The 22338-nt window shown below is 71.9% G+C and carries 16 protein-coding genes and 6 tRNA genes; 12 read left to right on the top strand and 10 right to left on the bottom strand.

All coding sequences use genetic code 11. The features are described from left to right. Window positions 1–416: 416 nt before the first annotated feature. Window positions 417–490 (bottom strand) — tRNA-Asp (locus tag ACFYOB_RS11065). A gap of 69 nt (window positions 491–559) precedes the next feature. Beyond that, window positions 560–4483 (bottom strand): ATP-dependent RNA helicase HrpA, encoded by a 3924-nt coding sequence (hrpA, locus tag ACFYOB_RS11060; RefSeq protein WP_388557764.1) that lies wholly within the window; start codon window positions 4481–4483, stop codon window positions 560–562. 121 nt (window positions 4484–4604) lie between these two features. Here hrpA and ACFYOB_RS11055 point away from each other — a divergent pair, with 121 nt between their 5' ends. From ACFYOB_RS11055 to ACFYOB_RS11045, 3 genes are read left to right on the top strand one after another with little or no spacing between them, the layout of a single operon-like run. Then, window positions 4605–5066: a hypothetical protein gene (locus ACFYOB_RS11055; RefSeq protein WP_388557761.1), complete on the top strand. Its 462-nt coding sequence runs from the start codon at window positions 4605–4607 to the stop codon at window positions 5064–5066. A 51-nt stretch (window positions 5067–5117) separates the two neighbouring features. Beyond that, window positions 5118–5828: a DsbA family protein gene (locus tag ACFYOB_RS11050; RefSeq protein WP_388557758.1), complete on the top strand. Its 711-nt coding sequence runs from the start codon at window positions 5118–5120 to the stop codon at window positions 5826–5828. Then, entirely contained in the window at window positions 5825–6661 is an 837-nt protein-coding gene (locus ACFYOB_RS11045) for a cytochrome c biogenesis CcdA family protein (RefSeq protein WP_388557755.1), read from the top strand. The genes ACFYOB_RS11050 and ACFYOB_RS11045 overlap by 4 nt, the downstream gene beginning before the upstream one ends. A 38-nt stretch (window positions 6662–6699) precedes the next feature. Here the strand turns inward: ACFYOB_RS11045 and ACFYOB_RS11040 are convergent. The 3 genes from ACFYOB_RS11040 to ACFYOB_RS11030 form a co-directional block, all read right to left on the bottom strand. Then, window positions 6700–6776 (bottom strand) — tRNA-Phe (locus tag ACFYOB_RS11040). Window positions 6777–6798: 22 nt separating this feature from the next. Beyond that, window positions 6799–6872 (bottom strand) — tRNA-Asp (locus tag ACFYOB_RS11035). 39 nt (window positions 6873–6911) lie between these two features. Further along, window positions 6912–6984, bottom strand: a tRNA-Glu gene (locus ACFYOB_RS11030). Between the two features lie 126 nt (window positions 6985–7110). Between ACFYOB_RS11030 and ACFYOB_RS11025 the strand changes: the two genes are divergently transcribed. From ACFYOB_RS11025 to ACFYOB_RS10995, 7 genes are all read left to right on the top strand, one after another. Further along, window positions 7111–7461, top strand: coding sequence for a metallopeptidase family protein (locus ACFYOB_RS11025; RefSeq protein ID WP_328926445.1), 351 nt, complete (start codon window positions 7111–7113; stop codon window positions 7459–7461). Continuing rightward, window positions 7458–7937 (top strand): CrcB family protein, encoded by a 480-nt coding sequence (locus ACFYOB_RS11020; protein ID WP_388557752.1) that lies wholly within the window; start codon window positions 7458–7460, stop codon window positions 7935–7937. The genes ACFYOB_RS11025 and ACFYOB_RS11020 overlap by 4 nt, the downstream gene beginning before the upstream one ends. After that, window positions 7934–8308 (top strand): fluoride efflux transporter FluC, encoded by a 375-nt coding sequence (locus ACFYOB_RS11015; protein WP_388557749.1) that lies wholly within the window; start codon window positions 7934–7936, stop codon window positions 8306–8308. Before ACFYOB_RS11020 ends, ACFYOB_RS11015 begins: the two co-directional genes overlap by 4 nt. 86 nt (window positions 8309–8394) lie before the next feature. Beyond that, entirely contained in the window at window positions 8395–8952 is a 558-nt protein-coding gene (locus ACFYOB_RS11010; RefSeq protein WP_388557745.1) for a hypothetical protein, read from the top strand. A 308-nt stretch (window positions 8953–9260) separates the two neighbouring features. Further along, window positions 9261–11555: a DEAD/DEAH box helicase gene (locus tag ACFYOB_RS11005; protein WP_388557742.1), complete on the top strand. Its 2295-nt coding sequence runs from the start codon at window positions 9261–9263 to the stop codon at window positions 11553–11555. Window positions 11556–11805: 250 nt separating this feature from the next. After that, a tRNA-Lys gene (locus ACFYOB_RS11000) sits at window positions 11806–11878 on the top strand. 181 nt (window positions 11879–12059) lie between these two features. Beyond that, window positions 12060–13556 carry a serine/threonine-protein kinase gene (locus ACFYOB_RS10995; RefSeq protein WP_388557738.1) on the top strand — a complete coding sequence of 499 codons (1497 nt, stop codon included), beginning with the start codon at window positions 12060–12062 and terminating at the stop codon, window positions 13554–13556. 55 nt (window positions 13557–13611) lie between these two features. Here the strand turns inward: ACFYOB_RS10995 and ACFYOB_RS10990 are convergent, their stop codons facing one another. Continuing rightward, window positions 13612–14874: a hypothetical protein gene (locus tag ACFYOB_RS10990; RefSeq protein WP_388557735.1), complete on the bottom strand. Its 1263-nt coding sequence runs from the start codon at window positions 14872–14874 to the stop codon at window positions 13612–13614. A 324-nt stretch (window positions 14875–15198) separates the two neighbouring features. Between ACFYOB_RS10990 and ACFYOB_RS10985 the strand changes: the two genes are divergently transcribed. Further along, window positions 15199–15272, top strand: a tRNA-Met gene (locus tag ACFYOB_RS10985). Between the two features lie 368 nt (window positions 15273–15640). Beyond that, window positions 15641–16684, top strand: a complete 1044-nt coding sequence (locus tag ACFYOB_RS10980; protein ID WP_388557732.1) for a M23 family metallopeptidase — start codon at window positions 15641–15643, stop codon at window positions 16682–16684. On the opposite strand, the gene ACFYOB_RS10975 is transcribed toward ACFYOB_RS10980, so the two are convergent. The 4 genes from ACFYOB_RS10975 to ACFYOB_RS10960 form a co-directional block, all read right to left on the bottom strand. Then, window positions 16593–17969: a PrsW family intramembrane metalloprotease gene (locus ACFYOB_RS10975; protein WP_388557729.1), complete on the bottom strand. Its 1377-nt coding sequence runs from the start codon at window positions 17967–17969 to the stop codon at window positions 16593–16595. The two genes, ACFYOB_RS10980 and ACFYOB_RS10975, sit on opposite strands and share 92 nt — an antisense overlap. A 43-nt stretch (window positions 17970–18012) precedes the next feature. Then, a complete protein-coding gene (gene trmB / locus ACFYOB_RS10970; RefSeq protein WP_388557726.1) occupies window positions 18013–18825 on the bottom strand; it encodes a tRNA (guanosine(46)-N7)-methyltransferase TrmB in 813 nt (270 codons plus the stop codon). Window positions 18826–18905: 80 nt separating this feature from the next. Continuing rightward, window positions 18906–20138 (bottom strand): L-2-hydroxyglutarate oxidase, encoded by a 1233-nt coding sequence (lhgO, locus tag ACFYOB_RS10965; protein WP_388557723.1) that lies wholly within the window; start codon window positions 20136–20138, stop codon window positions 18906–18908. Window positions 20139–20168: 30 nt separating this feature from the next. Next, window positions 20169–21779, bottom strand: coding sequence for a sporulation protein (locus ACFYOB_RS10960; protein WP_388557720.1), 1611 nt, complete (start codon window positions 21777–21779; stop codon window positions 20169–20171). Window positions 21780–22338 lie beyond the last annotated feature (559 nt).

Here is a 22338-nt window from a genome sequence, read left to right as displayed (position 1 = left end):
ACCCGTGCGGTGACTCCCGTCACAGATGATCACTCTTGTATTACCGGCCGTGTTCCCCGTAAAGGGGACGTGCCTCGCGCGGAGCATCCTGCGAACGGGGGAATCCCGGCCGCGGGTCGACGGGGCGACCGGGCGGCGGGGATGACGGGGTAGTGGCGGGGGTGACCGGGGTGTGGGACGGCGCGGCGACAGGTGACGCGGCGCGCGGCCCGGCAGGCCGCCACAGGGCGCCGTGGCCGCCGGATGAGGCGCAGAGGGTGCAGAGGGTGCGGGGAGGGTGCCGAGGGGCGCCCCCGAAGCCGTGCGGGCCGCGCAGGACGCCGAGCCCGCCGAGGAGGCCAAGGCGGCCTGGAAGGTTTCCCCGCCAACGCGTCAGGGCCCGTATCCCTTGGGGGATACGGGCCCTGACGTTTCTGCGAACCTGACGGGACTTGAACCCGCGACCTCCACCTTGACAGGGTGGCGAGCTAACCAACTGCTCCACAGGTCCTTGATTTGCGGCCGCTGGGCGGCTGCGAATCAGACTGTACCGCAGCTCAGGGGGTGCAGTCGAACCGGATCACGGGGCCGCCGCGTCCACGGCCTTCACGATCCGCTTGTCGGAGATCGGATACGCCGTTCCGAGCGCGTGCGCGAAGTAGCTGACCCGCAGTTCCTCGATCATCCAGCGGATGTCGGTGACCGCGGCCGGCACCGGCCGACCCTTCGGCAACTGCTCCAGCAGCCAGGCGTACTCGTCCTGCATCTCGTGGACCTTCTCCATGCGCGTGGTGTCGCGCTGGACGCCCGTGGGCATCTGCTGGAGCCGCCGGTCCACTGCCACCAGGTAGCGCATGAGGTCCGGCAGCCGGCGCAGCCCGGTGAGCGTCACGAAGCCGGCCGGCATGAGGGCCGCCAGCTGCGTCTTGACGTCCTGCAGGTTCGCCACCAGTGCGAGGCTGCCGGTGGCCTTCAGGCGGCGCTCGCAGGCCTGCCAGGCGGCCAGTACCTGCTGCACCTGGCCGACCGTTCGCACGGTCGTGTCCACCAGGTCGGCGCGGACGGCCTCGTAGAGCTTCCGGAAGCCCGCCTCGTCCCACGCGGGGCCGCCGTGGTCCGCGATCAGCTTGTCGGTCGCCGCGGTGGCGCAGTCGTCGAACAGCGCCTGGATGGAGCCGTGCGGGTTCCTGGAGAGGGCGAGCTTCTGCTGGTTCGTCAGGTGGTCCGAGGCGAACTTCGCGGGATTCACCGGGATGTTCAGCAGGATGAGCTTGCGCGTGCCCAGCCACATCGCCTGCTGCTGCTCGGCCTCGGTGTCGAAGAGCCGCACCGACACGGTCGTGCCCTCGTCCACCAGCGCCGGGTAGGCCTTCACGGGCTGACCCGCCCGACGGGTCTCGAAGACCTTGGTCAGCGTGCCGATCGTCCAGTCGGTGAGCCCGGTGCGCTCCACCGACTCCCCGCCCGCCCGCTCGGCCGTGGCCGCGGCGGCCTTGGACAGGGCCTGGCGGGCCTTGGGCTTCAGGCGCAGCCGCAGGGCCTCCAGGTCCTTGTCCTCGGCGAGGTTCCTGCGACGCTCGTCGACGATCCGGAACGTGATCTTCAGATGGTCCGGGATCCGGCTGAGGTCGAAGTCCTCGGCGGAGACCGGGACCCCGACCATCCGCTGGAGCTCGCGCGCCAGCGTCACGGGCAGCGGCTCCTGCAGGGGCACCGCCGTGTCCAGGAAGCGGGTCGCGAAGTTCGGCGCGGGCACGTAGTGCCGGCGGATCGGCTTCGGCAGCGAGCGGATCAGCTCGGTGACGACCTCCTCGCGCAGACCCGGGATCTGCCAGTCGAAGCCCTCGTCGGTGACCTGGTTCAGCACCTGGAGCGGGATGTGCACGGTCACGCCGTCCGCGTCCGCGCCCGGTTCGAACTGGTAGGTCACCCGGAACTTCAGCTGCCCCTGCCGCCAGGAGTCCGGATAGTCGGCCTTGGTGACCCCGGCCGCCTTCTCGGTCAGCAGCATCGCGCGCTCGAAGTCGAGAAGTTCGGGCTCCTCGCGCTTCTTGTGCTTCCACCAGGAGTCGAAGTGCGCCCCGGACACCACGTGCGCGGGGATCTTCTGGTCGTAGAAGTCGAAGAGGGTCTCGTCGTCCACCACGATGTCGCGGCGCCGGGCCCGGTTCTCCAGCTCCTCCACCTCGGTGAGGAGCTTGCGGTTGTCGGCGTAGAACTTGTGGTGCGTGCGCCAGTCGCCCTCGACCAGCGCGTTGCGGATGAACAGTTCGCGCGAGACCTCGGCGTCGATCCGGCCGTAGTTGATCTTCCGCTGGGCCACGATCGGTACGCCGTACAGCGTGACCTTCTCGTACGCCATCACGGCCGCCTGGTCCTTCTCCCAGTGCGGCTCGCTGTACGTGCGCTTGATCAGGTGCTGCGCGAGCGGCTCCACCCACTCGGCCTCCACCTTGGCGTTGACCCTGGCCCACAGCCGCGAGGTCTCCACCAGCTCCGCCGACATCAGGAACTTCGGCTGCTTCTTGAAGAGCGCCGAGCCCGGGAAGACCGCGAACTTGGCGCCGCGGGCGCCGAGGTACTCGTTCTTGTCGGTGTCCTTCAGGCCGATGTGCGAGAGCAGACCGGCCAGCAGGGAGATGTGGACGTGCTGTTCGGGGGCGTCGGCCTCGTTGACGTGGATGCCCATGGTCTTGGCGACCGTACGCAGCTGCGAGTAGATGTCCTGCCACTCGCGGATCCGCAGGAAGTTCAGGTACTCCTGCTTGCACATCCGGCGGAACGAGGACGAGCCGCGCTCCTTCTGCTGCTCGCGCACGTAGCGCCACATGTTCAGGAACGAGAGGAAGTCGCTGGTCTCGTCCTTGAACCGGGCGTGGTTCTGGTCGGCCTGCGTCTGCTTGTCCGAGGGGCGCTCGCGCGGGTCCTGGATGGACAGTGCCGCCGCGATGACCATGACCTCGCGCACGCAGTTGTTCTTGTCTGCCTCGACGACCATGCGGGCCAGGCGCGGGTCCACGGGGAGCTGGGAGAGCTGGCGGCCCATCTGGGTGAGGCGCCTCGACGGATCCTTCTCGGACGGATCCAGCGCGCCGAGCTCCTGGAGGAGCTGCACGCCGTCACGGATGTTGCGGTGGTCCGGCGGGTCGATGAAGGGGAACTTCTCGATCTCGCCGAGGCCGGCCGCGGTCATCTGGAGGATGACGGAGGCCAGGTTCGTGCGCAGGATCTCGGCGTCCGTGAACTCCGGGCGGCCGTTGAAGTCGTCCTCGGAGTAGAGCCGGATGCAGATGCCGTCGCTGGTGCGGCCGCAGCGGCCCTTGCGCTGGTTGGCGCTGGCCTGCGAGATCCGTTCGATGGGCAGGCGCTGCACCTTGGTGCGGTGGCTGTAGCGGGAGATCCGGGCGGTGCCCGGGTCGATCACGTACTTGATGCCCGGGACGGTGAGGGAGGTCTCGGCGACGTTGGTCGCGAGGACGATCCTCCTGCCGGTGTGCTGCTGGAAGACGCGGTGCTGCTCGGCGTGCGAGAGGCGCGCGTAGAGCGGGAGCACCTCCGTGAAACGGAGATTGCGCTTGTTGAGGGCGTCCGCAGTGTCGCGGATCTCGCGCTCTCCGGACAGGAAGACCAGGATGTCGCCCGGCCCCTCGGAGTGGAGCTCGTCCACGGCCTCGCAGATCGCGGTGATCTGGTCGCGGTCGCTGTCGTCCCCCTCCTCTTCGAGCAGGGGCCGGTAACGGACCTCGACCGGGTACGTCCGCCCGCTGACCTCGACGATCGGCGCGTCCCCGAAGTGCCGGGAGAACCGCTCCGGGTCGATGGTCGCCGAGGTGATGATCACCTTGAGGTCGGGGCGCTTCGGCAGCAGCGTGGCGAGATAGCCGAGCAGGAAGTCGATGTTCAGCGACCGCTCGTGGGCCTCGTCGATGATGATCGTGTCGTACGCGCGCAGCTCGCGGTCCGTCTGGATCTCGGCGAGCAGGATGCCGTCGGTCATCAGCTTCACGAAGGTCGCGTCCTGGTCCACCTGGTCGGTGAACCGGACCTTCCAGCCGACCGTCCGGCCGATCTCGGACTTCAGCTCCTCGGCGATGCGCTCCGCGACCGTGCGGGCGGCGATCCGGCGGGGCTGGGTGTGCCCGATCATGCCCCGGACCCCGCGGCCCAGCTCCATGCAGATCTTGGGGATCTGCGTGGTCTTGCCGGAGCCGGTCTCGCCCGCGACGATCACGACCTGGTGGTCGCGTATCGCCTCGGCGATCTCGTCCTTCTTCTGGCTGACGGGCAGGTTCTCGGGATACGTGACCTCGGGCATCCGCGAGGCACGGCCGGCCAGTCGCGCGGCGGCCTTCTCGGCCTCCGCGGCGATCTCGTCGAGCACGGCCTGCTTGGCCTCGGGCTTGCGGATACGGCGGGCGCCCTCTAGGCGGCGGCCGAGGCGGTGCGCGTCGCGGAGGGAGATCTCACCGAGAAGCGTCTGCAGGGCGGCGAAGGAAGTAGACATACCTGGTCGAGGATCTCACCCGGGGCCGCCGGGTGGCGAACGCATTTGTGAGGCGGACCCGTACCATTTCGGGACGACTCCGTCAGTATCCGAGCAGTACGCGAGTGAGAGGCCGCCCACCATGTCCCGCCCCCGCCGCGTCTGGTGCCGATGGGGCTGTGCCGCTCTGGCGGTGATGGCCGGCCTGGCCGTGGTGATCTGCGCGGTGATCCCGTCAGCGGCCGGCTCCGCCACGGCCGGCCCGGCCGGGGTGACGGCCCCGGCGGTGCGGTCGGCGGCAGCGGCGCGTGGGCTGGTCCCCGCCCGGGCCGTGCCAGGTCCGGCGGCCGCCCTGGACGCCGCTCGGGGGCAGGTGGCCGCGGTCGCCGACGACCGGGGGCCGTCGTGCGCCCCGGGGGCCCCGGACCACGGCGGCCTCCCCGCCGTACCGCCGCGCACCGGGTCCGACCACGCCCAGGTCCCGCCGGCGCGGCTGTGCCCCGAGGCGGCCCGGGCGTACGGGACGACGCCCGTACGGATCCTCGTACGCGGACCCGGCGGGCCGGCGCCCGGCCCGGTGGAGCCCTCCGTGATGCGGATCTAGGGGGACCGGTCGTGCCGGTCCCCTTGTCATCCGCATCTCTGGAGTACCCCTATGTCTTCGCCCTCCCGCAAGTCCCTCCTCGCCTCCGCCGGCGTCGCGGTCGCCGCGATCACCCTCGGCCTCGTCTCCTGGCAGGCCACCGCCCCCGCCGATGAGCCCTCCGGCGGCCCCGCGGCCTCCGCCGCGCCCCGCCGGGACCCGGCCGCCGGGCTGAAGGCGCTGGCCCGCCGCGAGGCCGCCGACAAGCTCGCCGTCGGCAGCGCGGACGCGCCCGTCGTACTGATCGAGTACTCCGACTTCAAGTGCGGCTACTGCGGCAAGTTCGCCCGGGACACCGAGCCCGAGCTGATCGAGCGGTACGTGCACGACGGCACGCTGCGCATCGAGTGGCGCAATTTCCCGATCTTCGGCGCCGAATCCGAGGCCGCCGCCAAGGCCGCCTGGGCGGCCGGGCAGCAGGACCGGTTCCGGCAGTTCCACGAAGCCGCGTACGCCGACGGCGCCAAGGAGAAGGGTTTCGGCGAGGACCGCCTCCTGGAGCTGGCCCGCGTGGCCGGCGTCCCCGACCTGGAGCGCTTCAAGAAGGACATGGCCGGGGAGCAGGCCGCCGCGGCCCTGAGGAAGGACCAGGAGGAGGGCTACGCCATCGGCGTCACCTCCACCCCGTCCTTCCTGGTCAACGGGCAGCCGATCGCGGGCGCCCAGCCGATGGGCGCCTTCACGGCGGCCATCACCCAGGCCAGGACGGCGGCGGGGAAGTGACCGGCATCGGATACCTGGCCGCCCTGCTCGGCGGCCTCCTCGCGCTGCTCAGCCCGTGCAGCGCCCTGCTGCTGCCCGCCTTCTTCGCGTACTCGATCGACTCGCCGTCCCGGCTGCTGGCGCGGACCGGGATCTTCTACGCGGGCCTCGCGAGCACCCTCGTACCGCTGGGGGCGGCCGGCTCGTACGCCGGGCGGTTCTTCCACGGCAACCGCGACGCGCTGGTCCTCGCCGGCGGCTGGCTCATCATCGCGCTCGGGCTCGCCCAGATCCTCGGCCTGGGCTTCGCCTCGAAGCGCGCCTCGGAGCTGTCGGGCAGGATCCGGCCGACGACCGCCCTTTCGGTGTACGCCCTCGGCGCGGTCTACGGCCTGGCCGGCTTCTGCGCCGGCCCGATCCTGGGCAGCGTCCTGACGGTCGCGGCGGTCAGCGGCAGCCCGGTCTACGGCGGCCTGCTGCTCGCGGTCTACGCCCTGGGGATGGCCGTACCGCTGTTCGTGCTGGCCCTGCTGTGGGAGCGCTTCGACCTGGGCAGGCGGCGCTGGCTGCGCGGCCGGGGCTTCCGGGCGGGCCGCTTCGAGCTGCACACCACCTCGCTGCTGTCGGGGCTGTTCTTCATCGCGCTGGGCGCGATGTTCCTGGCCTTCGACGGAGCGAGCGCGCTGCCGGGACTGCTGGACGTGGACGATTCGTTCGCGGTGGAGCAGCGGGCCCGGTCCCTGGCGGCCGCGGTCCCGGACGGGGTGCTGCTCGGGCTGGTCGTGGCGGGGGCGGCGGCCGTCGGGCTGGTGCAGTGGCGCCGCAAGGCCCGGGCGGTCACCGAAGGGGAGTAACCACAGAAGGCCCCGTCCGACGGACGGGGCCTTCTTGATGGTGGCTGGGGCCGGGGTCGAACCGGCGACCTATCGCTTTTCAGGCGATCGCTCGTACCAACTGAGCTACCCAGCCACGAAACCGTTTCCGGCTTCAGCGATCCTGACGGGACTTGAACCCGCGACCTCCACCTTGACAGGGTGGCGAGCTAACCAACTGCTCCACAGGACCTTGCAGTGTGCGAGAACAAGTCTTGCACACGGTAATGCGTACCCCCAACGGGATTCGAACCCGTGCTACCGCCTTGAAAGGGCGGCGTCCTGGGCCACTAGACGATGAGGGCTAAAGGCCCGCCGGGCACTTTCCAGCGCGTCGGGGACGTGAGAAGCATATGGGATCCGGGGAGCTATCGCCAAAACGGTTTCCCCCGGCAGGCGGGGGGTGCCCCTGCCGGAGGGACAATGGCCCGGTGCTGGAGATGACGCGCGAGGAGTTCGAAGAGCTCGTCGCAGAGGCCCTGGACCGGATCCCGCCGGAGCTGACGCGACTGATGGACAACGTGGCGGTGTTCGTCGAGGACGAGCCGCCCAGCGACGACCCCGAGCTGCTCGGTCTGTACGAGGGGACCCCGCTGACGGACCGCGGCGAGTGGTACGCCGGGGTGCTGCCGGACCGGATCACGATCTACCGGAACCCCACCTTGCGGATGTGCGAGGACCGGGAGAGCGTGGTCGCGGAGACGGAGGTCACCGTGGTGCACGAGATCGCCCACCACTTCGGGATCGACGACGACCGGCTGCACGCCCTGGGTTACGGGTGACCCGGCCGGTCCCCGGCGGCGAGGCGATCGACCCGGACGTCGACCTGCACGTTCCCGCGCAAGCCGCCGAGCCCCAGGGCCGCGTGCTCGCGGCGGTGGCGGTGGGCGGGGCGCTCGGGGCCTCGGCGCGGTACGGGATGCTCCTGCTGTGGCCGGCCGGGCCCGCGGGCTTCCCGTGGGCGACCCTCTGGATCAACACGATCGGCTGCGCCCTGATCGGCGTACTGATGGTGCTGATCAGCGAGGGCGGCCGGGCGTCGCCGCATCCGCTCGTGCGGCCTTTCGCCGGGGTCGGGGTCCTCGGCGGCTTCACCACCTTCTCGACCTACGCGGCGGACTTCTCGCGGCTCCTGGACGAGGGGGAGGCGGGCACCGCGCTGGCCTACGCCGGGCTGACGGTGGCCGCGGCGCTCGGCGCGGTGTGGGCGGCGGCCTCGGTGACCCGGTGGGCGCTGCGGTCGCGGTGTCGCCGGTGAACTGGCTGCTCGTGATCGCGGGCGCGGTCGTGGGCGCGCCGCTGAGGTACCTGACGGACCGTGCGGTGCAGGCGCGGCACGACTCGGTGTTCCCGTGGGGCACCTTCGTGGCCAATGCGGCCGCCTGCCTGGTGCTGGGGGTGCTGACCGGCGCGCTGCTGGCCGGGTCCGCCTCCTCGCAGCTGCAACTGCTGCTGGGGACGGGCCTGTGCGGGGCGCTGAGCACGTACTCGACGTTCTCGTACGAGACGCTGCGGCTGGCCGAGCGGGGCTGGGTGTTCCTCGCGGCGGCGAACGTCGCGGCCTCGGCGCTGGTCGGGCTGGGCTCCCTACACCTCGGGTCGCAGGTGGCGCAGCAGCTGTTCGGCTGAGGGCGTGTCCCTTACGGGGTAAAGGGAGTTGGGCACATTGACCCGCTCATGCGGACCCGCTCACCCTCAGGCTCCGGAGGTACCCCGTGCGCCAGTTGTCCGCTTCCCTCCGACTGGCCGTCACCGCGCTCGCGGTCGCGGCGACGGCCGGCTGCATGAGCGTCGGCGACGACGCCGCGAAGCCCGGGGCCTCCTCCGCGGCGGACCGCAAGGGCGCCGACGCTCGGGGCGCCTCCACGGCCGGGAAGGGCTCCGGGGTCCACGGCAACGGGCACGGCACGAGGGAGGGCGTGGGGAGCCAGGACGGCAGGCCCAAGGAGGACGGGAAGGCGTCCGGCGCGACCGGGGCCTCGCCGAGCCCGGGGGCGACGGGCGCCAAGCCGGGAGTGCCCTCCCCGTCGGCGGGGCCGGCCGGCGGCGCGGGCGGCCAGGGCCCGCAGCAGCCGTCCGGGGGCGGTTCGGGGGGCTCCGGCGGCTCCGCCGGATCGGCAGGTTCCGGAGGCTCGGCCGGTTCGGGTGGCGGCCAGCCCTCGGCCAGCCCGGTCCCGGACCCGCCGGCCACGACGCCTCCTGTGACGGAACCCACGCCGCTGCCGACGAGCCCGCAGCCCGACCCGAGCACCCAGCCGGGGACGCAGTCCTAGCGCCGGGAGCCCGCCGGGAGCCGCTCCGCCCGCTCTACCTGTCGCTCGGCGTAGGATCGTTTTTGCAGGTCAGAGCCGTTGTGATGGGAGCGATTTGCCAGACCCCGGGGAGGGTGCGTATGGTTATAGATCGTTTGATCCCATTGCCCGGCGCCGAATCCGAAGAGCGCCGTGTGGCGCGTACTCTCCCTAGCCGTGGCTGACCGCATTGAGGCGGTCGATTTGCGATTCACGGAGTTTGGGCGCGTGCCGAGACTCCGGAAGGTTTCGCATTTCGCATGTCCATTTCCAGTTCTGACCGTGCCGTCATGCCCGAGAACGACTCCAACGAGATCGTCGACGCCGTTGAGACCCTTGTGGTCGACGAGGCGATCGAGGCTCTTGAGGCAGACGTGACGATCATCGAGTCCGACGAGTTCAACGACTCCGTCGAGGACTCCACCGACGACTTCGGCGACGACGACGCCGAGCCCACGATCACCTTCGGCGACCTCGGTCTGCCCGACGGCATCGTGCGCAAGCTCGCGCAGAACGGCGTCACCGCCCCCTTCCCGATCCAGGCCGCGACCATCCCGGACGCCCTGGCCGGCAAGGACATCCTCGGCCGTGGCCGCACCGGCTCCGGCAAGACCCTCTCCTTCGGTCTGCCGACCCTGGCCCGCCTGGCCGGTGGTCACACCGAGAAGAAGAAGCCCCGCGCGATCATCCTCACCCCGACGCGTGAGCTCGCGATGCAGGTCGCGGACGCCCTCCAGCCCTACGGCGACGTGCTCGGCCTGAAGATGAAGGTCGTCTGCGGCGGTACCTCCATGAGCAACCAGATCTACGCCCTGGAGCGCGGTGTCGACGTCCTCGTCGCCACCCCGGGCCGTCTGCGCGACATCATCAACCGCGGTGCCTGCTCCCTGGAGAACGTCGAGGTCGCGGTCCTCGACGAGGCCGACCAGATGGCCGACCTGGGCTTCCTGCCCGAGGTCACCGAGCTGCTCGACCAGGTCCCGGCCGGCGGCCAGCGCATGCTCTTCTCCGCCACCATGGAGAACGAGATCGGCACCCTGGTCAAGCGCTACCTGTCCAACCCCGTCACGCACGAGGTCGACAGCGCGCAGGGCAACGTCACGACCATGACGCACCACGTCCTCGTCGTGAAGCCGAAGGACAAGGCGCCGGTCACGGCCGCCATCGCCGCCCGCAAGGGCCGCACCATCATCTTCGTCCGCACCCAGCTGGGCGCCGACCGCATCGCCGAGCAGCTCGTCGAGGCCGGTGTGAAGGCCGACGCGCTGCACGGCGGCATGACGCAGGGCGCCCGTACCCGCGTCCTCGCCGACTTCAAGGACGGCTACGTCAACGCGCTCGTCGCCACCGACGTCGCCGCACGCGGCATCCACGTCGACGGCATCGACCTGGTCCTGAACGTGGACCCGGCCGGCGACCACAAGGACTACCTGCACCGCTCGGGCCGTACGGCGCGAGCCGGCAAGTCCGGTGTCGTCGTCTCCCTGGCCCTGCCGCACCAGCGCCGCCAGATCTTCCGCCTGATGGAGGACGCGGGCGTCGACGCCTCGCGCCACATCGTCCAGGGCGCCGGCGCCTTCGAGCCCGAGGTCGCCGAGATCACCGGTGCGCGTTCGCTGACCGAGGTCCAGGCCGACTCCGCGAACAACGCCGCCAAGCAGGCCGAGCGCGAGGTCGCCGAGCTCACCAAGCAGCTGGAGCGCCTGACCCGCCGCGCCGGCGAGCTGCGCGAGGAGGCCGACCGCCTGGTCGCCCGCTCCGCGCGTGAGCGTGGCGAGGACCCGGAGGCCGCTGTCGCCGAGGTGGCCGAGGCCGCCGAGGCCGAGGTCGCGGCTGCTGCCGCCGCCGCTGCCGCCGAGCTGGCCGCGCAGGAGCGCCGCGAGGAGCAGCGCGCCCAGCGCGACGACCGCGGCAACTTCGAGCGCCGTGACAACCGCGGTGGTGACCGTGGCGGCTTCCGTCGTGACGACCGCGGTGACCGTGGCGGTGACCGTGGCGGCTTCCGTCGTGACGACCGCGGTGACCGTGGCGGTGACCGTGGCGGCTTCCGCCGTGACGACCGTCCGTCGGGTGGCTTCCGTTCCGGTGGCGACCGTCCGTCCGGTGGTGGCTTCCGTCGCGACGACCGTCCGTCCGGTGGCTTCAACCGTGACGACCGCGGTGACCGTGGCGGCGACCGTGGCGGCTTCCGTCGCGACGACCGTCCGTCGGGTGGCTTCCGTTCCGGTGGCGACCGTCCGTCCGGTGGTGGCTTCCGTCGCGACGACCGTCCGTCCGGTGGCTTCAACCGTGACGACCGCGGTGACCGTGGCGGCGACCGTGGCGGCTTCCGTCGCGACGACCGTCCGTCCGGTGGTGGCTTCAACCGCGACGACCGTCCCTCCGGCGGCTTCCGCTCCGGTGGCGGCGACCGTCCGTTCAACCGCGACCGTCGTGACGACCGTCCGTCCGGTGGCTTCCGCTCCGGCGGCGCCGGCGACCGCCCGTACGGCCGCCGCGACGACCACCGCCCGTCGGGCTCCGGTTCCACCGGCTCCTTCGGCGGCCGCCGCGACGACAAGCCGCGCTGGAAGCGCAACGGCTGATCCCAGCTGAGCTGAACCCCTGACAGGGCCCCCACGACACGGTCGTGGGGGCCCTGTCGCGTTGCTGCGTACGGACCTTGCACGAGGCGGGCCCGGAGGGCGTGATGCTCCTGGAGGTCTTCAACCGGCGTTCCGGCGCACCGGTTCGGGAGCGCGGAACGGCCAAGGCGCGGACGCCGACAGGCCGGTCAGCCGATACCCGATCGGCTGACGGGCGCTGTCCGGCTATGCTCTGGGGTGAGCACCTGGAGGGCCATTAGCTCAATTGGCAGAGCAGCGGACTTTTAATCCGTTGGTTGTCGGTTCGAGTCCGACATGGCCTACCGCTCACAGGCCGAGGCGATGCCTCTGACCTGGCGCTGAGCGCCCCATCCGGTTCCGGCCGGTGGGGCGCTCAGTCGTTTGCGGATCCTCGTGGCGTTCGCACTCTGGGCAGGAGTGGGCATCTGACCTTTAATCAGGATCAGGCGGGCCCCGGGGAGGGGCTTCGGCGGAGGAGGTGCCGTGGAAGAGCTGGAACCGGGGGATCCCAGGAAGTTAGGCCGGTACCGCATCGTCGCGCGTCTCGGCTCGGGCGGGATGGGCCGCGTCTACCTGGCGCGGTCGGTGAGCGGACGGGCGTTGGCGGTCAAGGTCGTACGGGCGGAGCTCGCCGAGGACCCGGAGTTCCGGCGGCGCTTCGCACGGGAGGTCGAGGCCGCCCGGCGGGTGACGGGATTCTTCACCGCCGCGGTCGTCGACGCCGACCTGGAGGGGACGCCGGCCTGGCTGGCCACGGCCTACGTCGAGGGGATGTCGCTCCAGCAGGCCGTACAGGCCCACGGCGGGTGGCCGCAGCGGTCCGTGCTCGCCCTGGGGACAGGACTGGGCGAGGCGTTGGAGGCCATCCACCGGGCCGGGCTGGTGCACAGGGACCTGAAGCCCTCGAACGTCCTGCTGGCCGCCGACGGTCCGAGGGTGATCGACTTCGGCATATCCGTCGGGTCCGATCTGAGCGCGGTGACGCAAACGGGTGCGGCGATCGGCACGCCCGGCTTCATGTCGCCGGAGCAGGTCAGGGGCGAGCCGGTCGGGCCGGCCGCGGACGTCTTCGCGCTGGGCGGCGTACTCGCGTACGCGGCGACCGGGGCCGGTCCTTTCGGGACCGGATCGGCGCATGTGGTCAACTTCCGCGCGGTCTACGAGGAGCCCGATCTCACCGGGCTGCCGCCGGGTCTGGAGGTGATCGGCCGCTGTCTGGTCAAGGAACCCGGGCTGAGGCCCGCGCTGTCCGAGGTGGTGTCGGAACTCGCCCAGGCGCTCGGGACGGGCGACAGCGAAGCGACCCCGACCGTGACCGCGACCGCCATCCTGACCGAGAGGCAGTGGCTTCCCGAGGCCGTGGCCGTCGCACTGCCCACGGACGTGACCGAGCCACAGCAGCCACGCGCGGCGGCGGACGAGCCCGGAACCACCGCGGTGTTGGCCGACGCGCAGAACCCGCCGACGCCGAGCCCGACCGAAGTCTGGCTCACCCCGGGGGCCACGGCCTTCCTCGACCAGCTCCAGGCGACGCGCGCCGCGGGCGACTCCGTCCAGGTCTTCCTGCTGAACGGCGGAGCGGTGCTGCCGGTCGCCGATTTCCCGGCGCTTGTGTCACACCTGCGCTCCGAGGGCATGGAAGAGGAGGCCCGCACGCTCCTCGTCGGAGGCGCGCAGCGCCGGAACGCGTCCGACGTCGCGCTCTTGGTCGACGCCCTGAGGAGCGCGGGAGCCATGGCCCACGTGTCCGCCGAGGGCGACTCGGCGGCGGTGATCCGGTTCTGTGCCAAGCGCATGACCGGCGACCTGATCAGGATTCTCGACGACCTGGACTGGCTGGGGAGGGCTCCCCTGAAGGGCGAGGTGATCCGGGCCGCGGCGCGCCACCGCTTCCCCGGCAGGCTGGATCTGCTGATCACCGAACTGAGGGAAGCCGGGCGTCACAGGGACGCCGACGAGGTGCAGCGGCAGCGCCGGTAGCCGAAGCGCCCCACCCGGAGTCATCGGGTGGGGCGCTTCGGCTTACGGGTACCGGTCAGGCCGAGAGGCCGCGGCGGCGCCGGGCGCCGAGCCAGGCGACGGCCGCGCCGAGGCTGACCAGGGCGGCCGCGAGGCCGGCGTACAGGCCCGTGCCCGAGCTCGAGCCGGTGCTGGCGAGGGAGCCGGTGGCCGAACCCGTGGTGGTCACGTTGGTGTTGCCCGAGGCGACGGCGGCCGAGGAGGTGGCCGAGGCCGGCTTCACCGTGGTGGCGGACGAGGTCTTGGAGGGCGTGGTGGACGGGGTCGGGCTCGGGGTGGGCTGCGTCTCCACGATCGGGGTGAGCGGGAACTTCACGGAGCCGGAGTTGAACGGCCAGGTGTTGCCCTTGGCCAGCGAGACCTCGACCGACATCGTGATGGTGGTCTTCTTCTTGAGCTCGGTGCCCTTGCCGAGGCTGACCCGCAGCGGCAGGGTGCGGACGCCGGACGAGGCGCTGAAGCCCTTGGGGATCTCGGGCAGCGTGTACTGGCCGTCCTTGGCCGTCAGGTCCTGCCAGCGGCCGTCGATCATGGCCTGCAGCCGGAAGTCGGCCTCCTCCTTGCCCGGGTGCGTCAGGCTCAGGGTGCTCGCCAGCGCGGAGTCGAAGGAACCGTCGCCGGTGGCCTGGTAGTTCAGGTCCAGGTACGCGCGCTGCTCCTGGCCGTCCTTGCCGGAGCTGATCTGCTTGAACGAGGTCTTCAGGGCGCCCGTCTTGATCTTCGGGTCGACCTTGAACACGCGGGAGTCCTTGGCGGAGGGGTCCACCGAGTTGTTGTAGCTGTCGGCGGTGAACTTGAAGTCCCCGTCGTTCGTCGGGTAGTTCGCGCCGAGACCGAGGGTGACCTTCCAGGTCATCTTGCCGTTCGCGGGGATGTCGAAGCCGTGCGAGGCGTCCGCCCCGGAGGCCGCCGGGTAGAACAGGCCCTGCCACTCGCCGTCCTGCTGGCCGATCGAGAACTTGGTCGCCGGGGCGTCCACCGCGTCGACCTTGAAGACGACGGCGTCATGCTCCAGCGGGCTCGGGCCGGTCGGGTGCAGGAGCATCCACGGGTTGTACGTGACGGGCTTGCCGGTCGGGTTCTTCACCGTGAGGTCGAAGGTCTCGGTGGCGCCGCCGCGGGTCAGCGGACCGCTGGGGACGGGAGTGCCCATCTCCGTACGCAGCACGGCGTGGTCGTCGGCGGCGGGTGCGGCGGACGCTGCGGTGGCCGAGAGCGGCAGCAGAGTGGTGACAACGCCGGCGACGACTGCGATGGCGGCTGCGGTGCGAACGGACATGGTGGACTCCCCCCAGGAATCACAGGGGCATCGGCAGAGCGCCGAGCCGTTGGTGTGGTTGGTTGTCGCCCGCCGGTCCGTGTTCCCCCTGGCCTTGGCGACAGGTGAATCCTCGCCCGGATCCGATCCCGGAACCATCCCCGAAGTGTCACCGGCGTGCAACAGAGATGATCTTCGTTGGCGGGCCCCCGGTCCCGGCCTGGTCCCGGTCCCGCGGAAGCCCGGTTTCAAGGCTCTGACCTGCGGTGATGTGGGTCTTTGGGGTGGGGCGGCGGTTAATTGGCGGAGTCCTCCCCCCGGATGGCGTAGAGTTGTGTTTACCGACGCGGGGTGGAGCAGCTCGGTAGCTCGCTGGGCTCATAACCCAGAGGTCGCAGGTTCAAATCCTGTCCCCGCTACTCAGTACGAAGGCCCGGTTCCCTTGGGAACCGGGCCTTCGTCGTGCTCCCGCCCGCCGGTCGACGGCTCGCATGACGGTGCGTAATCAAGACGGTGCTCTCCGCAAGGAAATTGACGGCTCGTCATGTCTGGCGTGTGGCTGGAGAGGTGGGGGAGTCGCTTGATTTTTGCCCGAGTTGATCCGCTTTTGGGGCGGAAAGGCGTGGCCAAGACCCATCGGTGCGTGGCCGATTGGTACGAACGATCAAGCGCAACAGCTTGGAATCACTCCCCCGCGTCTATTACCTTTCGATAACGCAGCGCGGTCGTCCCAGCCGTCGTAAGAGACGGCGCCCTGCGCGTGCGTGTCAATGAGGAGCGTGCCCCGGTGGCCTCCAACTTGCCTGCCCCTGAAGGCACCGAGATCCAGGAGCCGCCCACCGCGGGTGCCTGGGGCGAGTGGAATCCCACCGAGGATTCGGTCCGTCCGGTCCGCGGCAAGCACCGGGTGGCCAAGCAGCGCGGGGGACTCGCGCGCAGCTCCACCGTGCTGGGTGTCGGTGTCATCGCGGCGGTCGGCGCGGGCGGCATCGCCACCGCGCAGGACCGCCCCCAGGTCGCGATATCCCTGCCTTCGCTGCCCGACCTGATGCCCGACGGCACCGGCGACGGGCTCACCGGGGACGACGTCCGCCAGGCGGAGGACGCTTCCGGGGAGACGGCCGGGGCGGCCGCGAGGAACGGGATCATCCCCCAGCAGTCCGACCGGCGCGCGGACGCCGGTGAGGTGCTGCGCAACCGCATCCTCCAGCAGGCCGACTCCCAGCACGCCGCCGCGGCGGCGCAGGCACAGGCGGAGGCCGAGCGCCTCGCCCGTGAGACCGCCGCCCAGGAGGCCAAGGCCAAGGTGGAGGCCGCGCGCAAGGTGGCCGAGGAAGCTGCGGCGCAGGCCGAGGCGAAGGCGGCGCAGGAGGCCGAGGAGGCCCGGAAGGCCGCCGAGGCCAAGGCCGAGCAGGAGCGCGTCGCCAAAGCGGCCGGAAGCTACTCCCTGCCCACCTCCGCCTACACCCTCACCTCGCACTACGGCGACTCCGGCTCCATGTGGTCCTCCGGCTACCACACGGGCCTCGACTTCGCCGCTCCCACCGGCACCCCGGCCAAGGCCGTGGCCGCCGGGAAGATCGCCTCGGCCGGCTGGTCCGGCGCGTACGGCTACCGGATCGTGCTGCAGCTGGAGGACGGTACGGAGGTCTGGTACTGCCACCTCTCCTCGATGTCGGTGACCTCCGGCACGGTCGCTCCCGGCGAGACCATCGGCCGCGTCGGCGCCACCGGCAACGTCACCGGACCCCATCTCCACCTGGAAGTCCGCAAGGGCGGCTCGACGATCGACCCGCTGGCGTGGCTGACCTCCAAGGGTCTGGACGTCTAGGCGAAGGAGACGGCCTGGGCGCCGGTACGCCGGCCAGCGCGTCGGCGGGTGCGACGCCGCAGCACGGCCTGCGGTCCAGGGGGTCGAACCAGGGCGGAAGCAGCTCCTCCATGACCGCCGCCCTGGCCAGCGCGGGGCCCGCCGTCGCCCGGCGCTGCCAGAGGCTGCGCAGCAGCTCCCGCTCCCGGCCCGCGAAATCCGGTTCGCGCACCGGGCCGCCCCGGCGCGCCCGGTTCCGCAGCAGCGCCAGGGCCGCCGCGTCCGCCTCGTACAGGGCGACCGCCCGCCCGGCGGCCCGGCCCCCGCTGCGCCGGGCCAGGCTGCGGGCCAGCGACCGGGCCGGCATCGAGGCCAGGGCCGGGACCTCGGCCGGACCGAGCCAGCCGGCGGCCGCGTACACCGCGAGCTCCCCGGCGACGGCCCGCAATCGGCGTCGCCTTATCCGGACCGCCAGCCACAGCAGCACCCCGAACGCCGGGACCATCACGCAGGCGTAGACCACGTAGAACCCGGACTCCCCGAACTGGGAGGCGCTGTTCCACAGCGCGTGCATGCTCATGGCGAGCGCCAGGCCGAGCAGCGGCAAACCGATCCTGCGCACCCGGCGGGCGCTGACCGCGGCCGCGCCGAAACCGAGCCCGGTGAGCACGGTGAACAGCGGATGCGCGAACGGCGACAGCACTATCCGTACGAAGAACGTCGCCGCCGTCACCGAGTCCAGGACGCCGGTGCCTCCGGCCACGTCCTCACCGAAGGCGTTGCCCAGGTAGAGGATGTTCTCGGTGAAGGCGAAGCCGGTGGCGGTGAAGCCGGCCACCACGAAGCCGTCGGCGGGGCCGGTGAAATGCCCTCTGCGGAAGACGAAGACGAGGAGCAGGGCCGCCGCCTTGGCGCTCTCCTCCACCACCGGGGCGATCGCCACCGAGCCGAGGGTGTCGGCATCGCCGGGGTCGGCCGTGGCCGTGGCTATCCACTCGGTGGCGAAGCTGTTGGCCAGTATGGCGATCAGCGCGGCCGTGCAGGCGCCCCAGCCGAAGCAGAACAGCAGCTGGAGCCAGGGCGCGGGCACGGCCCGGCCGAGCCACCGGAAGGCCGCCATGAGGGGCGCCACCGGTAGCAGGGCCAGGCCGAGGCCTACGAAGAAGCCTGCCGTGCCCGTCTGTTCCCGTACGAGTTCGAGGATCGTGATCCCCGTGCCGGCGAGCAGGACGACGAGCACGCACACGCGGACGGTGCCCGACGGGCGTGCGAGCCGGGCGAGCTGAGGGCGGAGCGCTCGGAACACATGATGACCCTACCGAGTCGGTCCGACACGTGGAGTGACGTTGTCAGTTCTCCGTACGACGGAAGAGCAAGTCGTGTACGACATGGCCCTTGTCGAGGCCCTGGCCCTCGAAGCGGGTGAGCGGACGGAAGTCGGGGCGCGGGGAGTAGCCGCCGTTGCTCTGCGTGTTCTCGAAGTCCGGGTGAGCGGTGAGCACTTCGAGCATCTGCTCCGCGTACGGCTCCCAGTCGGTCGCGCAGTGCAGCACGGCCCCGGGGGCCATGCGGGTCGCGGCCAGGGTGAGGAACTCGGGCTGGATCAGCCGGCGCTTGTGGTGGCGGGCCTTGGGCCACGGGTCCGGGAAGTACACGCGGATCCCGGCGAGCGAGTCGGGCGGCAGCATCTCGCGCAGCAGGATGATCGCGTCGCCGTTGGCCACGCGGACGTTGGTCATGCCGCCGCGCTCCGCGAGGGCGAGGAGGTTGCCCTGGCCGGGGGTGTGCACGTCGGCGGCGAGGATGCCGGTGGCGGGGTCGGCGGCGGCCATCTGGGCGGTGGCCTCGCCCATGCCGAAGCCGATCTCCAGGACGACGGGGAGGCCGCCGAAGAGGGCCTCCAGGTCGATGACCTCGTTGCCGTCGATGTCGAGGCCCCAGGTGCCCCACAGACGCTTCAGGGCTTCGCCCTGGCCGGTGGTGACCCGGCTGCGCCGGGGCTGGAAGCTCCGGATGCGCCGCTCGTGGTGCGAGCCGGCCGGGTCCGGCGACGGCCCGTCGGGGAACCGGGGCTCGGTCCGCCACTTGGGAGGCACGTACGAGGTCGCCTCCGGAGCGGCGTCCGGGAGGCTGGGCGGCTGGGGGTTTCGGGACTCAGACACAATGCGCTGATTCTACGACGGGGGCCGGGGTCGGGTCCCGGCTGCGCCGGGCCACCCCGCGGCGCACGGCGGCGACCCGGTCAGGAGGCGCGCAGGGTGGCCAGGGCGCGGGTGGCGATCTCGCGGCCGATCGGGAGCGAGGCGGTCGCGGCCGGCGACGGGGCGTTGAGGACGTGCACCGTCCGCGGGGCGTCCCGGATCAGGAAGTCGTCCACCAGGGTCCCGTCCCGCAGGACGGCCTGTGCGCGGACCCCGGCCGCGGCGGGTCGCAGATCGGCCGGGGTGACGGCCGGCAGCAGGCGGCGTACCGCCCGGGTGAAGGCCTGCTTCGACAGCGAGCGGTGGATCTCGCCCGCCCCGTACCGCCAGTGCCGCGCGGCCATCCGCCAGGATCCCGGCCAGGACAGCCCGGAGCCGATGTCGCGCGGCCGGACCGTGGACCAGGCGTACCCCTCGCGGGCCAGGGCGGGCACGGCGTTGGGGCCGACGTGGACGCCGCCGCCGATGCCCCGGGTCAGGTGGACCCCGAGGAAGGGGAAGGCCGGGTCGGGGACCGGGTAGACGAGCCCGCGGACCAGCTCGGGGCGGGCCAGGTCGTAGTACTCGCCGCGGAACGGGATGATCCGCATCCCGGGGTCGTCACCGGCGAGGCGGGCGATCCGGTCGCACTGCAGGCCCGCGCAGTTCACCAGGACCCGGGCCCGGACCACCAGGCCGGAGGTGGTGCGCACCGCCACGGCGGAGGGGCGGCGGGAGATCAGGTCCACCGCGCCGCCGTAGACGATCTCCGCGCCGGAGGACTCCGCGAGCTGGGCGGTCACTTCGCCGAAGTCCGCGATGCCGGTGCTGGCCACGTGGATCGCGGCCAGGCCCCGCACCTCCGGTTCGTACTCCGCGATCTGGGCCGGGCCCAGCTCGCGCACCGGAATGCCGTTCTCCCGGCCCCGCTGGACCAGGGCGTGCAGCCGCGGCAGCTCCTCGCGCCCGGTGGCGACGATCAGCTTGCCCGTCACCTCGTGCGCGATCCCGTGTTCCGCGCAGAACTTGACCATCTCGGCGGCGCCGCGCACCGCGAAGCGCGCCTTGAGCGATCCGGGGCGGTAGTAGATGCCGCTGTGGATCACCCCGCTGTTGCGGCCGGTCTGGTGCCGGGCCGGACCGTCCTCCTTCTCCAGGACCACCACCCTGGTCCCGGGAGCCAGGCGCGACAGGGCGTGCGCCGTCGACAGGCCGACGATTCCGCCGCCGATCACCAGCACATCGCAGTCCACGCCACCGCCCACGCCGATACCTCCCACCCCTGCATACTGCACCCCGCCACCGACAACGCGGCCGGAGCGGCCCTACGCCGGCGCCACCAGCAGCGGCCGGGCCCGCTCGCGCAGCTCCGCGACGCGCGGCTCGTCCCCGTACGGTTCCAGGCGGTGCAGCAGGTCCCGTACGTATTCGGTCGTCCGCGCCGAGGAGATCCGGCCCGCCACCTCGACCGCCCGGGTGCCCGCCGCGCAGGCCGCGTCGAGGTTGCCCGACTCCAGCTCGGCGACCGCGCTCACCACCAGACGCAGCCCGTGCGACCGGACGTACTCCTCGGTGGGCCGGGACAGGGCCTGCTCGGTGAAGCGCCGGACCTGCCGCGGGAGTTTGAGGTCCCGGTAGCATTCTGCCGCATCCGCCGCGAAACGGTCGTACGAGTAGAAACCGAGCCAGGTCGGGTCCGGATCGCCGTCCCGGGCGCGTTCGAGCCAGCCCTCGGCCGCCCGCAGCGCGGCGCCCGCGGCCGCCGAGTCGCCCGCCTTCGCGTGCGCCCGGGCCTCGACGAGGCGGAAGAAGCTCATGGTGCGGGCCGTGGCCAGGCCCCGGTTGCGTTCGACGGCCGCCTGCGCGAGGTCCACGCCCTCGTCCGGGAAGTCCCGGTAGGTCGCCTGCAGGGACATCGAGGCCAGTACGTAACCGCCCAGGGGTACGTCCGCGGCCGCGCGGGAGAGGCGCAGCGCCTGGATGTAGTAGCGCTGGGCCGCCTCCTGCTGGCCGGTGTCGAAGGCCATCCACCCCGCGAGCCGGGTCAGTTCGGCGGTCGCGCCGAACAGGGCGCGGCCCACGTCGTCGCTGTAGGAGCCGAGCAGCAGGGGCGTCGCGTCCACCCGCAGGCACTCGGGCACCATCGACGAACGCCAGTCGCCCCCGCCGTACTTGGAGTCCCAGCGGCGGGCGTCCTCGGCGGCCTCGCGCAGCTTCGTCACGTCACTGTGGCCCACGCGCTGGACGTGGTCGCGCGGCGTTTCGGGGCCGGGCTGGGCGGGCACAACGGTGGACGGCGGAGCGGGCAGACTGCCTGCCGCCCCCGTCACGGGCCCTGTCGTCGGGCCGGTCGCGGGGCCGAGCGCCGGGGCGTCGTGCGGCGGCGCGTCGTGAGCCGTGGGTGCCTGGGCCGTGGGCGCCTGAGCCGAGGGGGTCTGGACCGATGTGCCGGGGACCGTCGGCTCGCGTGCCACCGAACTGTCGGCGGGAGATATCAGCCAGCGCGAGACGGGCGTCGCGTACGCCGCCACCGAGAAGGAGCCGGCGAGCGACTGCCAGATCCCGCCACCGCCGCGCCGGCCCGCCAGGTCGAGCCGGTAGAGGTCGGTGGCCGACCGCACCGACGCACCCACGTCACGCGGGAAGGCCAGGCCGACCTCGGGCGCGGGGTCCGCGTCCGCCAGGCCGATCTCGTGCAGGGGCACCGGCCGCCCCAGCTTCGCGCCGATGGCGGCCGCGATCAGATGTGGGGCGGCACCCTGCGGCACCATCCCCTTCGACACCCACCGGGCCACCGACGTCTTGTCGTACCGAAGCGTCAGGCCGCGCTGCGCGCCGAGGTCGTTGACCCGCCGGGCCAGCCCGGCGTTGCTGATGCCCGCGAGGGCGAGGACGGCGCCGAGCTTCTCATTGGGCTCGCGGAGCTCCCTGGACATGCGCCACCCCTCGTCACACGCGGAACGCATACGCCGCCGGGGCATAGGCGCCCGGCATTTCGTAAACCCAGCGTAGTTCCCCGCCTCCCAAGCGTTAAGGCCCCGACTTCCGTATGGCGGGATTGTTGTCCGTTTGCACAGTCCGGTCCGGACCTGTACTCGGGGCGCACGTGTCATCGCGTGCTCCGTCCGTGTGGCCGTGCGCCCGTCCGTGCGCTCTGGCCGGTCGGGGGGCCCGGCGATTCGATGTGCGGTGCGTGGGTCGGCCCGCTGCGCGGATCGGGCGGGCCGGGGGATGCCGCCACCTCAATCCCCGCGGGTGGCGGAACGGTCCGGGGGGTGGATTCCGCCTCCCGTACCGCGCCCGCGCACCGGTGGCCGACGGCCTCCGGCGGCTCTCAGTACGGCCGAAGAATGGCCGAAAGTGACCTATGGGGCGAGTGGAACGGAACGCCAAATACCGCGTGGCGGGGGCGTGTTCGTTTGCATGCGCGCCCCCTTTGACCCTCTCGCACGCCTCTCCCGTGGCAGCATGGACCCGAGCCATCCGGGGTCCCGC

Origin of the sequence: Streptomyces sp. NPDC006463 (assembly GCF_042870715.1) — a bacterium.
In the GTDB taxonomy this organism is placed as follows: Bacteria; Actinomycetota; Actinomycetes; order Streptomycetales; family Streptomycetaceae; genus Streptomyces.
Note: the sequence above shows the minus strand (reverse complement) of the source record. Positions and strands in the feature narration are given on the sequence as shown.